This is a genomic window from Bradyrhizobium sp. AUGA SZCCT0431 (genome assembly GCF_018131065.1).
Classification (GTDB): domain Bacteria; phylum Pseudomonadota; class Alphaproteobacteria; order Rhizobiales; family Xanthobacteraceae; genus Bradyrhizobium.
The window spans coordinates 1-10,118 of the sequence record NZ_JAFCLR010000077.1 but is presented as its reverse complement, the minus strand read 5'-3'; the positions used below and the strand labels follow the sequence as shown (position 1 = coordinate 10,118).

At 62.6% G+C, this 10,118-nt stretch carries 15 protein-coding genes; 9 read left to right on the top strand and 6 right to left on the bottom strand.

Features of this window, described 5'->3' with window-relative positions:
- From JQ567_RS38785 to JQ567_RS37515, 4 genes are all read left to right on the top strand, one after another.
- Positions 1-134 (top strand): flagellin (locus JQ567_RS38785; RefSeq protein ID WP_283816624.1); only part of this gene is annotated, 134 nt, incomplete at its 5' end.
- A 193-nt stretch (positions 135-327) separates the two neighbouring features.
- Positions 328-1,494 (top strand): flagellin, encoded by a 1,167-nt coding sequence (locus JQ567_RS37525; protein ID WP_212443476.1) that lies wholly within the window; start codon positions 328-330, stop codon positions 1,492-1,494.
- 196 nt (positions 1,495-1,690) lie between these two features.
- Positions 1,691-2,056: a flagellar biosynthesis regulator FlaF gene (gene flaF, locus JQ567_RS37520; RefSeq protein ID WP_212039225.1), complete on the top strand. Its 366-nt coding sequence runs from the start codon at positions 1,691-1,693 to the stop codon at positions 2,054-2,056.
- A gap of 20 nt (positions 2,057-2,076) precedes the next feature.
- Positions 2,077-2,442 carry a hypothetical protein gene (locus JQ567_RS37515; RefSeq protein ID WP_212443475.1) on the top strand — a complete coding sequence of 122 codons (366 nt, stop codon included), beginning with the start codon at positions 2,077-2,079 and terminating at the stop codon, positions 2,440-2,442.
- A gap of 24 nt (positions 2,443-2,466) precedes the next feature.
- Here JQ567_RS37515 and JQ567_RS37510 read toward each other — a convergent pair whose 3' ends face one another.
- The 4 genes from JQ567_RS37510 to JQ567_RS37495 all read right to left on the bottom strand — a co-directional run bounded on the left by JQ567_RS37510 (position 2,467) and on the right by JQ567_RS37495 (position 4,990).
- Positions 2,467-2,865 (bottom strand): hypothetical protein, encoded by a 399-nt coding sequence (locus JQ567_RS37510; protein WP_212443474.1) that lies wholly within the window; start codon positions 2,863-2,865, stop codon positions 2,467-2,469.
- 142 nt (positions 2,866-3,007) lie between these two features.
- Positions 3,008-3,499 carry a hypothetical protein gene (locus JQ567_RS37505; protein ID WP_212443473.1) on the bottom strand — a complete coding sequence of 164 codons (492 nt, stop codon included), beginning with the start codon at positions 3,497-3,499 and terminating at the stop codon, positions 3,008-3,010.
- Between the two features lie 16 nt (positions 3,500-3,515).
- Positions 3,516-3,866, bottom strand: a complete 351-nt coding sequence (gene flgJ / locus JQ567_RS37500) for a flagellar assembly peptidoglycan hydrolase FlgJ (RefSeq protein ID WP_212443472.1) — start codon at positions 3,864-3,866, stop codon at positions 3,516-3,518.
- The gene (locus JQ567_RS37495; protein ID WP_212443471.1) at positions 3,866-4,990 is read right to left on the bottom strand and encodes a flagellar basal body P-ring protein FlgI; all 1,125 of its coding nucleotides are present in this window, start codon (positions 4,988-4,990) and stop codon (positions 3,866-3,868) included. The genes flgJ and JQ567_RS37495 overlap by 1 nt, the downstream gene beginning before the upstream one ends.
- Before the next feature lie 262 nt (positions 4,991-5,252).
- Between JQ567_RS37495 and JQ567_RS37490 the strand changes: the two genes are divergently transcribed.
- Positions 5,253-5,666: a flagellar assembly protein FliX gene (locus tag JQ567_RS37490; RefSeq protein ID WP_212416763.1), complete on the top strand. Its 414-nt coding sequence runs from the start codon at positions 5,253-5,255 to the stop codon at positions 5,664-5,666.
- Positions 5,667-5,711: 45 nt separating this feature from the next.
- Here JQ567_RS37490 and JQ567_RS37485 read toward each other — a convergent pair whose 3' ends face one another.
- Positions 5,712-6,083 (bottom strand): helix-turn-helix domain-containing protein, encoded by a 372-nt coding sequence (locus JQ567_RS37485; RefSeq protein WP_192740311.1) that lies wholly within the window; start codon positions 6,081-6,083, stop codon positions 5,712-5,714.
- A 145-nt stretch (positions 6,084-6,228) separates the two neighbouring features.
- Here JQ567_RS37485 and JQ567_RS37480 point away from each other — a divergent pair, with 145 nt between their 5' ends.
- From JQ567_RS37480 to JQ567_RS37465, 4 genes are all read left to right on the top strand, one after another.
- On the top strand, positions 6,229-6,840 hold the full coding sequence (locus JQ567_RS37480; RefSeq protein ID WP_212443470.1) for an NAD(P)-dependent oxidoreductase: 612 nt from the start codon (positions 6,229-6,231) through the stop codon (positions 6,838-6,840).
- Positions 6,841-7,050: 210 nt separating this feature from the next.
- Positions 7,051-7,416, top strand: coding sequence for an RNA polymerase-binding protein DksA (gene dksA, locus JQ567_RS37475; protein WP_092509290.1), 366 nt, complete (start codon positions 7,051-7,053; stop codon positions 7,414-7,416).
- Positions 7,417-7,485: 69 nt separating this feature from the next.
- Positions 7,486-8,274 carry a 2-keto-4-pentenoate hydratase gene (locus JQ567_RS37470; RefSeq protein WP_212443469.1) on the top strand — a complete coding sequence of 263 codons (789 nt, stop codon included), beginning with the start codon at positions 7,486-7,488 and terminating at the stop codon, positions 8,272-8,274.
- A gap of 9 nt (positions 8,275-8,283) precedes the next feature.
- The gene (locus tag JQ567_RS37465) at positions 8,284-9,102 is read left to right on the top strand and encodes a hypothetical protein (protein WP_212443468.1); all 819 of its coding nucleotides are present in this window, start codon (positions 8,284-8,286) and stop codon (positions 9,100-9,102) included.
- Positions 9,103-9,199: 97 nt separating this feature from the next.
- Here JQ567_RS37465 and JQ567_RS37460 read toward each other — a convergent pair whose 3' ends face one another.
- Entirely contained in the window at positions 9,200-9,592 is a 393-nt protein-coding gene (locus JQ567_RS37460) for a ClpXP protease specificity-enhancing factor SspB (protein WP_212443467.1), read from the bottom strand.
- Between the last annotated feature and the right edge of the window lie 526 nt (positions 9,593-10,118).

The window sequence follows — 10,118 nt, the reverse complement described above, 5'->3', positions numbered from 1 at the left end:
CCAACCTGACGCTGGCCGATACCAACGAGGAAGCGGCCAACAGCCAGGCGCTGTCGACCCGCCAGTCGATCGCGGTGTCCGCGCTGGCGCTCGCCAACCAGTCGCAGCAGAGCGTGCTTCAGCTCCTGCGCTGATTTCGACGACATCTCAAGATCAAGCGGCGGGGGAAACCCCGCCGCTTTTTTGTTTTCCAGGGCCGAAACGGGGCGAAAAAGCGCTGCGCGCCCTCCGGTAAGGAAGCGTTAATCACATCGCTTAAGCCGGCGTTTACCTTAATTTAAAGGAAGCTGACTAGAACTGAGGACATAAACTAGGAAAGTTTGACACATGTCCGTTGTTCTTTCGGCCTCGGTTCGCCAGAACCTGCTCTCGCTTCAGTCGACCGCGGACCTGCTCGCCACCACGCAGAACCGCCTCTCGTCCGGCAAGAAGGTCAATACGGCGCTCGACAATCCTACCAACTATTTCACTGCCGCGGGGCTCGATAACCGCGCCAGCGACATCAACAACCTGCTCGATGGCATTGGCAATGGCGTACAGGTGCTGCAGGCTGCCAACACCGGCCTGACCTCGCTGCAGAAGCTGGTCGATACCGCGAAGTCGATCGCCAACCAGGTGCTGCAGACGACCGGTGGCTATTCGACCAAGTCGACGGTGACCTCGACTGCGCTCGGCGGCGGCACCGCGGCCGACCTCGTTGACGGCACCGTCATTGACGCCACCGACCAGTTGGTGATCGCGGCTTCCGCTGGCCATGCGGCATTCAGCTTCACCTTCACGGCGACCTCGTCGCTTGCTGACTTGAATACGGCGCTGGCGGCCAGCGATTATTCGGCCAGCCTCGATAGCACCAACCGGCTCGTCATTTCCACGACCAACGATACGGCGTCGTCCACGATCGGTGCAGTTACCTTCACCAACACCGGCGGTGGTACCCTGACCTTTGGGGCCGTCGCTGCGCCGGTTGCCGACGCGGCTTCGCAGACCGTTCGCGCCAACCTGGTGGCCCAGTACAATGACATCATCGCCCAGATCACGACGACCGCGCAGGATGCCTCGTTCAACGGCATCAACCTGCTGAACGGTGATGATCTCAAGCTGACCTTTAACGAGACCGGCAAGTCCATCCTGAACATCAAGGGCGTGACCTTTGGCGCGGCCGGCCTTGGCCTTGCTCCGCTGGTGGCGGGCACTGACTTCCTGGACAATGCCTCGGCCAAGGCGACGATCGACAAGATAAGCAACGCGTCGAGCATGTTGCGGACGCACGCCTCGGCACTGGGTTCGAACCTGTCGATCGTGCAGATCCGCCAGGACTTCAACAAGAACCTGATCAACGTATTGCAAAACGGCTCGGCCAACCTGACGCTGGCCGATACCAACGAGGAAGCGGCCAACAGCCAGGCGCTGTCGACCCGCCAGTCGATCGCGGTGTCCGCGCTGGCGCTCGCCAACCAGTCGCAGCAGAGCGTGCTCCAGCTCCTGCGGACCTAGCGGCGACCAGAGAAAAGTCGAGGGCGGCGGGGGAGACCCCGCCGCTTTCTTTTGAGTCGGCGGCGTAGCGGTTACCGCCGATTTATGGACACATTTGGCAACCGCAGCTAACCATATTTAAAGACGCGACCTGTATGAAAGTTGGGCAGTTTTCAAGCCCCGCGGTTCTGCGAATCGCTCCCATCGAGGTCAGTTAATGTCCAATGCAGCCCAAGCCTACGCTCGCACGTCACAAACGACAGCCTCTCCCCGTGAAATCGAAGCGCAAGCGCTGCTGAAGGCCGCACGACAACTTCAGGACGTTCAGGCCAACTGGGCTGGTCCCGACAAGAACATGCACAACGCGCTGCTCTTCAACAGCCGGCTTTGGTCGATCTTCATGAGCGCCGTGGAGACCAACGACAACCCGCAGCCGATGGAAGTTCGTCAGAACATCGCCAATATCGGCGTCTTCGTGATGAAGCAGACCATCGAGATGCAGATGAATCCGGATCCGGCCAAATTGAACTCGCTGATCGACATCAACTGCAACCTGGCTGCGGGCCTGTCGGGCCGAGGCTGACCGGTTAAGGGGGCTCGACCATGGCTGACGTTTTCAGCATCCTGTCGGCCAACTACAAGACCGTGGGAATGGCGGTTCCATCCAAGACGCCGTATGCGCCGGTCGATCCCACGCTCTATCAGGGCACCTGGACTGGAAAATACGCCGACAACAAGTCGTTCAAGGTCACGGTCTCGAACATCACGGGGTTTCGCGCCAAGGTCCACTACCAGAGCGGCAGCACCAACAAATACGCGGACGTTCTGATCAGGGACAATGCGTTTCGGATCGGTGACATGAAATTCATGGTGATCAAGGAAGGAACAGCGGTCATCAAGAACGTCGTCACCGACCCGGCAACCGGCGGAACGTCGCTCGATACCGCCTATGCGAAGCAGAGCAGGTGAGCGGAATTCTCAAAGCTTTTTGAATCAAGCCCGCCGGTCGGTGGCGCGAAGACGCTGCGGCGCGTCCTTGCTGAGGTCGAGCGCGTAGAAATAGGCGCGGCGGCGCAGCACGGCTTCCTCGGGGAATTGCTTCACCACCTGGCTCGTCCTGTTGTCGACGACCTGATAGACGACCGCTCGCGCGTCACGATCTATCACCACCTGATTCGAGACGGACGCAGCCGAAATCGAGACGGACGCAGCCGAAATCGAAACGTTCACCGCACTGGAATCGCTGGCGCGCGCGCCCGCATCCGATGCGACCACGCTCTGGGGCGCCGGCAATTGGGTCGCGACCGCATTATGCGCCGCCTCGCTGATCGGTTGAACGATCGGCGCGGCGACCGGTGCCCCCACCGGTTTGATGTTGAAATCTGTACTCATGGCAGCCTCCAGGCTTCCTTCGAGTCAAATCCCAACCCCTCTCAAACCGCAATATGGCTTCCCACCCCTCAACGCGGTGTTAGGGAACGCGCTGAATCCCGTGCATATACGGGGGCGCGAATTTGTCGAAAATTTTAGATGTTCAAAGCGAACGGCTGACCGCGAGCGGCGTCATGTTGCGCGGCCCGGGCGTCGCGCGCTGGCCGCTCGCCGTATAGGTGTTGGGAATGTTGCGGCGCTGGATCTCGACGTTGACGCCGCGCACGATGCCTTCGGACACCGCATGCGCGGTCGCAAGCACCGTGAGATTGACCTGCAGCATGGCGCGGAACGTGTCGTGATGGCGCCGCAGCGTGGTCAGCAATTCCGGCGATACCTGCGCCAGGTATTTTTGCGAGTTCTTCAGATGCTCGACCGCGACCATGTAGCGGCGCGACAGCTCGCCCTTCTGGCCTTCAAGCTCCATCGCTTCGCGGATCTTGCCGGCGCGAACCAGTTCGGTTTCGCGCTCGATGATGCCGAGCAGCCCGCTCATCACGTCCATCAGGTCTTCAGCGAGCTTGCGGGCCTCGACCGGCGTGGAAATCGCCCGTGCCGGTGCGGCGGCGGGCATGGCTTGTGGACGCTGATTCATGACGGATTCCCTTATGTCAGCCGGCGCGATTGGCTTGCTGCAGGATCAAGGTACGGAAGACGTCGTTGGAGATTCCGATGCCGCCGGATTTGGCGAACGACTTCGAATATTCATCCGTGAGCATCGAGCGCCAGGCGCCGGTGCCGGTCGTGTCGCCGAACGGGCCTTCGCCTTTGACGCCGGTGGTCATCTGCGAGAACATCGAGTTCAGGAACATCGCCTCGAAGTCTTGTGCCTTGGCGCGGGTCTTCTTCTGCGCCTCGGGCGAAACCTTGGTCAGGGCCTCGGCCAGCTGCGGATCGTTGCGGCCGTTGATCAACGTGGATTTCGCGTACGAATGGCTGATGCCGTTCAAGCTGCTTTGCATCACATCACCTCGATGTCGGCCTGGATCGCGCCGGCGGCCTTGATCGCCTGCAGGATGCTTATGAGGTCGCGCGGGCCGATGCCGAGGCCGTTGAGGCCGTCGACGAGCTGCTGCAGCGAGACGCCGTCCTTGACGACCGCGAGTTTCTTGCCGTCTTCGGAAACGGACACGCTCGAGCGCGGCGTCACCACGGTTCGGCCGCGCGACAGCGGATTGGGCTGGCTCACTTGCGGGCTCTCGGAAATCGAGACCGTAAGGTTGCCCTGCGCCACTGCCACGGTGGCGACGCGCACATCGCGGCCCATCACGATGATGCCGGAGCGTTCGTCGATCACGATCTTGGCGGCGAGGTCCGGTTCGACCTGCAATTGCTCGATCTCGGTCAGGAAGGCGACGACGTTGCCCTTGAACTCGGCGGGGATCGCCAGTTGCACCGTGGAGGGATCGATCGGCTCGGCGGTTTTTACGCCGAGGAAATCATTGACGGCCGCGGCGATGCGCTTGGCGGTGGTGAAATCGGCGTTGCGCAGCGCCAGCCGCACATTGGGCAGGCGATTGAGCGCGAATTCGATCTCGCGCTCGATGATCGCGCCGTTGGGGATGCGGCCGTTGGTCGGCACGCCGCGGGTAATACTGGCGGCGGCGCCTTCCGCCGCGAAACCTCCGATGGCGAGCGAGCCTTGCGCCACCGCGTAGACATTGCCGTCGGCGCCGAGCAGGGGGGTGACGAGCAGGGTGCCGCCCGTCAGGTTCTTGGCGTCGCCGAGAGCGGAGACGGTAACGTCCATCCGCGTGCCCTGGGTGCCGAACGCCGGCAGATTGCCGGTGACCATCACGGCGGCGACGTTGCCGGTGCGGATGGTGGCGCCGCGGATGTTGACGCCCATGCGCTCCAGCATCGCCTGCAGCGACTGCTTGGTGAAGGGGATGTTGTTCAGCGTGTCGCCGGTGCCGTTGAGGCCGACGACGAGGCCGTAGCCGATCAACTGGTTCTGGCGCACGCCTTCGATATTGGCGAGGTCCTTGATCCGCGAGGTCGCGCCTGCGGACATGGCCGACAACGCCAGCGCCAGCAGCGCGACGCAGCCCACCCGTAACACTCTCGCCGTATGGATGCCGGGCATCCGAATGCTCCCCTGAAGTCTTCCCGGACCACACGCCACTCCCATGACGGTAGTCCGCGATTAACTATGCGAACGCCGTGCCACGCCGAATCGATGTCCTAGTCTGTTGAAAATGCTATGCTTTAGGTGTTGGTGCGCGATCCGGCCGATCTCGCGGCACCGGCGAAACTGCCGCGCGGCGGCAGATTTTGCCGGGTCGTTTACGCGGCATTAACCATAAAGCGGCGAAGCTCCCTGCAATCGACCGGCGAGATTCACGACGATGCGCATCTACGGACCGAACGGCACCACGCTTGGATCGCCCGCGAGCAGCACGCGGCGAACCAGCTCGACCGGGTTTTCGCTGCCGGATGCGCCGGCGACGCCGGACGAGACCCGCTCGGCGGCCCCGCCGAAAGCCGCCGGCAGCATCGACGCGCTGCTGGCGATGCAGGGCGTCGAGGATCCGACCGAGCGCCGCAAGCGGTCGGTGGCGCGCGGGCGCGGCGCGCTCGACGTGCTCGACGAGCTCAAGCTCGGGCTGCTGTCCGGCAATCTCGATACCGCCACCATGAACCGGCTGCGCGATGCCGCGGCCAATTTGAAATCCTCCTCCGGCGATCCCGGCCTCGATGCCGTCTTGGCCGAGATCGAGCTTCGGGTCGAAGTCGAGCTGGCCAAGGCCGGGCAGTTCTAGAGGCCGGGCAGTTCCAGGCTTCGCGTTCACTTCATCCTGTTTGTCTCACGCCGCCATCGCATTGCGCTGCGCATCGTAGCGGCGCTGTGCGTTCAGCACTTCCTTCAGATTGCTTTCCGCCCAATCGCGCAAGGCGTCGACGGCCGTCGACAGCGTCGCCCCCAGCGGCGTGATCGAATATTCCACCGTCACCGGCACGGTTGCGATGACGCGGCGCTTGATCAGCCCGTCGCGCTCCAGACTCTTCAGCACCTGCGACAGCATCTTCTGCGATATGCCTTCGATGGCGCGGCGCAGCGCATTGAAGCGCATCGGCTCGTCGCGCACCAAGAGCAGAATCAGCACCGCCCATTTGTCGCCGACGCGATCGAGAATCTGGCGCGTCGGACAATTGGCGGCATAGGCGTCGGGTTTCATGTTTCCGGCTTTGGTATTTCCAGCCTTCATGGCGGTTACTCCGGCGTAATCAGGTGAGTTCAAAGTGCTCTCTTAACACCTACGCTCTTTGCGTTATCTAGTCACCATTGGATACCACATCCATCCCATCGCAAGGAGACCAAAGATGAAGATCGCCGTCGTCGGCGCGTCCGGCAATGCCGGCTCGCGCATCGTCACCGAACTGGCCAGCCGCGGCCACGCTGTGACCGCCATCGCCCGCCACCTCGAGAAGATCAAAGCCCAGCCGAACGTCACGGCGAAGGAGGGCAACGTGCTGGACCAGGCCGGCCTGGCCGCACTGTTCGCCGGCCATGACGCCGCGATCAGCTCGGTGCATTTCCTCGACAGCGACCCCGCCCGGCTGATTGGCGCGGCGCGCGAATCGAAGGTTGGCCGATACCTCGTGGTCGGCGGCGCCGGCAGCCTCGAGGTGGCACCGGGCGTCCGGCTGGTCACGACGCCGAACTTTCCCGTGGTATACAAGGCCGAGGCCGAGAAGGGCGGCGCCTTTCTCGACCTGCTGCGGCAGGAAAAGGAGCTGAACTGGACCTTCCTGTCGCCCTCGGCCCTGTTCACGGCCGGCGAGCGAACCGGCAAGTTCCGGCTCGGGACCGACCAGCTTTTGACCGCGTCCGACGGCAAAAGCTGGATTTCCTACGAGGACTTCGCAGTTGCACTCGCCGACGAAATCGAGCGTCCGGCCCATATCCGCCGGCGTTTTACCGTCGGTTACTGACCGGGCGGGCTGCCCCGCTGCGGTGCACAGTTTTGCCTGTGTATGCGCTCCGGGGCGGCCTTCCTTGCCCCAGGGCCGATATTGTCTGTCACAACTCGCCGCTATATAAGGCGCGCGCGGACGGACGATTTTCCGTCTCGCCTTGCACGCGAAGATGGGCTGACATTGGAAAAGTTGAAGAATTATCGACCCTCCGAAAAAGAGCCTTTCATGAACGACCGCCAGCGCGATTATTTTCGCGCCAAGCTGCTGGCGTGGAAGGACGAGATCCTGCGGGAATCGAAGATCACCCTGCAGACCCTCCAGGAAGAGAACGTCAATCATCCCGATCTGGCTGATCGCGCCTCTTCCGAAACCGATCGCGCGATCGAACTGCGCGCCCGGGACCGCCAGCGCAAGCTGATCTCCAAGATCGACGCCGCGCTGCAGCGTATCGAAGACAACACCTACGGCTATTGCGAGGAGACCGGCGAGCCGATCTCGTTGAAGCGGCTGGAAGCCCGCCCGATCGCAACGCTGTCGGTGGAAGCGCAGGAGCGTCATGAGAAGCGTGAAAAGGTGTATAGAGACGAGTAGAGTAACCTCCGGCATCTGACCGCAGCGCGCGGCCAGTACTGCCGGTTTGCAACGAGAGAGCTGCCGCCGATGGACAAAATTCTCGCGGCCGCCAAAATTATCGCCACCGCGCGCCGCGGCCGCAACCCGCTGCCGGCGCTTTCGAATGAACTCGTGCCGCAGGACGAGGCCGAGGGCTACAAGGTTCAGCGCGCGGTCCACGATCTGCTGTTGCCGCAGGTCGGCAGCCTGGTCGGCTACAAGATCGGCTGCACCAGCTCGGTGATGCAGCGATATCTCGATATCCCCCATCCCTGCGGCGGCGGCGTGTTCGCAAAGGGCGTTCATGATTCCGGCGCGAAGCTGCGTTTCGGCGATTACGTCCGCGTCGGGGTCGAGTGCGAAATCGCGGTCCGACTCGCGCGCAACCTGTTGCCGTCGGAATCGCCGTTCACCGCCGAGTGGGTGATGGAGGCGATCGAGGCCTATTATCCTGCGATCGAGATCGTCGACGATCGCTACGTCAAATGGGAAACCATGGGCGCACCGACCCTGGTCGCCGATGATTTCTTCGCCGCCGGCTGCGTGCTCGGCAAGGCGATACCGCGCAACAACGCGCCCGATCTGCTCAAGGTGGTCGGACGGGCCATCATCAACGGCACCGAAGTCGGGCGCGGCACCGGCGCCGATGTGCTCGGGCATCCGCATAATGCGCTGGCCTGGCTCGCCAATCATCTGGCCGAGGAGGGCAAGGGTTTGCACGCCGGGCAGATCGTGCTCACCGGAAGCCTGGTGAAGACCGTGTGGCTCAACGCCGGCGACAAGGTGGTGATGGAGCTCGAGGGGCTCGGCACCGTGGCGGCGAGCTTTCGGGACTGAGCGGGAATCATGCAAGGGCAGGAGAGCGTTCCCTCGATCGTTGAGGCCGACGCGCGCGGTGAAATCGCCGACATCTACGCCGACATCCGAAAGGTGCTCGGCACCAGCGTCGTCAATCTGATCTGGCGCAACCTCGCGACCATGCCGGGCGCGCTGCCCTGGACCTGGGCCACGGTGCGGCCGCTTTATCTCGGCGCCGCACCGCTGCATGCCGAATCCGTCAGGCGCACGATCGCCTTGCCCGATCTGCCCGGATTTTCCGCCGACACGTTGCTCGCCGCCGGCATCGATCAATCCGACCAGGCCATCATTCGCAATGTGCTGGACAGCTATCAACACACCAACGCGCTGGCGCTGACCGTGCTGTCGGCGTTGCTCGCGCATTTCGAACCGCGCCCGGCCGTTACAGTGACGGCTGCCGGCTCCGCAGCCCCGCCCTCCGGCGTCAAGATTCCGGAACTGCCGCCGATGGACGCGCTCGATCCCGAGGTGGCGCGGTTGGTTGCGGAATTGAACGGTTTTGGCGAGGACGCCGAACCGCAATTGATTGCGAGCATGTATCGGCATCTGGCGTACTGGCCGGCGTATCTGGCGCTGGTGCGAACCATGCTGGTGCCGCTGCAAGCCGACGGCCGGCTCGATGCGCTGACGCGTGCGACACGCGCGCTCGGGCATGCGCATGGCGCGATGCTGGCGCCGCAATTGAAGCCTGCGACGCCGCCGGACGCGCTTGCGGGCGTGCTGAAATCGTGCCGGTTGTTTGTCGAACATCCGATCGCCCGCATGACCGGGCTCTGCGCATTGATCCGTCGCGCCACGCCTGAGTGAATAGATCTTGTAGCCCGGATGAGTGAAACGAAATCCGGGACCATTAGCGCGATCATTCCCGGATGTCGCTTCGCTCATCCGGGCTACGAATTCTTCATCAGCTACCCGAGCACTTCAACTCGGTCCGGTCATAGAACGCCTTGATGGCGTTGAAGGGGACGACGAACCGTTCCGGATACCCCTTGAACCACACCAGCACTTCGAAGCGGTCGTCCTTCACGGTCAGCTTGCCGAATTCATATTGCAGGACGACGGTCATCTCGTTCGGATATTTTTCCAGGAGATACCCCGGCATTTTCACGCCCTCGGTCCGGGTGGTGAAGGTGACATGGACCGGATGTTCTTCGGCCGCGTGCCACAGCGTCTCGGCAATGTTGAAGCGCGCCGGCGTCGTGCTGCAGGGTTCAGCCGCCACCGCGCGGGATGCGGCGAACATGGTCGCCAGCACGGCGAACAGGATTCCTGCTTTTCTCGTTGTGGCCGTCTGCATTGGTTCGTCTCGCGTTGTCACACTGTTTCATGCGTCAGTGACCTCTGAACGCACATGGGTTCAATCCGGTGGCCGGCGGCGCTTTGAATGTGCGCGAGATCACAGGTACATTGTCGTCCCGGCGAACGCCGATGCGCAATTGCGCATCGGGGGACCCATACCGCGTGATATTTCGATAGAGGCTCGGTGACAGAGACCGTTCGCAAAACGTCTTCCTGTGGTTATGGGTCCCGGCGTTCGCCGGGACGACGGCGGTGTTTGTTGCTGCACCGTGGTCTAAACGCAGTTTCGCGATCTCGCGACGCATTGCGCCCGAGCTTTGCCAGAAGATTCCTTGCCCTCTCAATAAGAGGGCGCAGGGAAGACCGGGTGCGCGCTGCACCCGCGGTCTCGCGTGCGGTTTGCACAAAACAAAATGCACACGAGCATACAGGTCCAGCGGAGAACACCCGGCCTTCCCTGCGCAATGGCTTTACGGCTTATATCGAGCTCTCCCTGGTGAACGGGCTTTCTTGCCACCATCGCC

Excerpts from the sequence above, each read along its gene's own strand:
- JQ567_RS37485 (WP_192740311.1), bottom strand. The coding sequence starts at position 6,083 with ATGAAACCCGACGCCTATGCCGCCAATTGTCCGACGCGCCAGATTCTC.
- JQ567_RS37490 (WP_212416763.1), top strand. The coding sequence starts at position 5,253 with ATGCGCATCTACGGACCGAACGGCACCACGCTTGGATCGCCCGCGAGC.
- JQ567_RS37465 (WP_212443468.1), top strand. The coding sequence starts at position 8,284 with ATGCAAGGGCAGGAGAGCGTTCCCTCGATCGTTGAGGCCGACGCGCGC.
- JQ567_RS37470 (WP_212443469.1), top strand. The coding sequence starts at position 7,486 with ATGGACAAAATTCTCGCGGCCGCCAAAATTATCGCCACCGCGCGCCGC.
- flaF (WP_212039225.1), top strand. The coding sequence starts at position 1,691 with ATGTCCAATGCAGCCCAAGCCTACGCTCGCACGTCACAAACGACAGCC.
- JQ567_RS37480 (WP_212443470.1), top strand. The coding sequence starts at position 6,229 with ATGAAGATCGCCGTCGTCGGCGCGTCCGGCAATGCCGGCTCGCGCATC.
- JQ567_RS37510 (WP_212443474.1), bottom strand. The coding sequence starts at position 2,865 with ATGAGTACAGATTTCAACATCAAACCGGTGGGGGCACCGGTCGCCGCG.
- JQ567_RS37460 (WP_212443467.1), bottom strand. The coding sequence starts at position 9,592 with ATGCAGACGGCCACAACGAGAAAAGCAGGAATCCTGTTCGCCGTGCTG.
- JQ567_RS37495 (WP_212443471.1), bottom strand. The coding sequence starts at position 4,990 with ATGCCCGGCATCCATACGGCGAGAGTGTTACGGGTGGGCTGCGTCGCG.
- JQ567_RS37505 (WP_212443473.1), bottom strand. The coding sequence starts at position 3,499 with ATGAATCAGCGTCCACAAGCCATGCCCGCCGCCGCACCGGCACGGGCG.
- flgJ (WP_212443472.1), bottom strand. The coding sequence starts at position 3,866 with ATGCAAAGCAGCTTGAACGGCATCAGCCATTCGTACGCGAAATCCACG.
- dksA (WP_092509290.1), top strand. The coding sequence starts at position 7,051 with ATGAACGACCGCCAGCGCGATTATTTTCGCGCCAAGCTGCTGGCGTGG.
- JQ567_RS37515 (WP_212443475.1), top strand. The coding sequence starts at position 2,077 with ATGGCTGACGTTTTCAGCATCCTGTCGGCCAACTACAAGACCGTGGGA.
- JQ567_RS37525 (WP_212443476.1), top strand. The coding sequence starts at position 328 with ATGTCCGTTGTTCTTTCGGCCTCGGTTCGCCAGAACCTGCTCTCGCTT.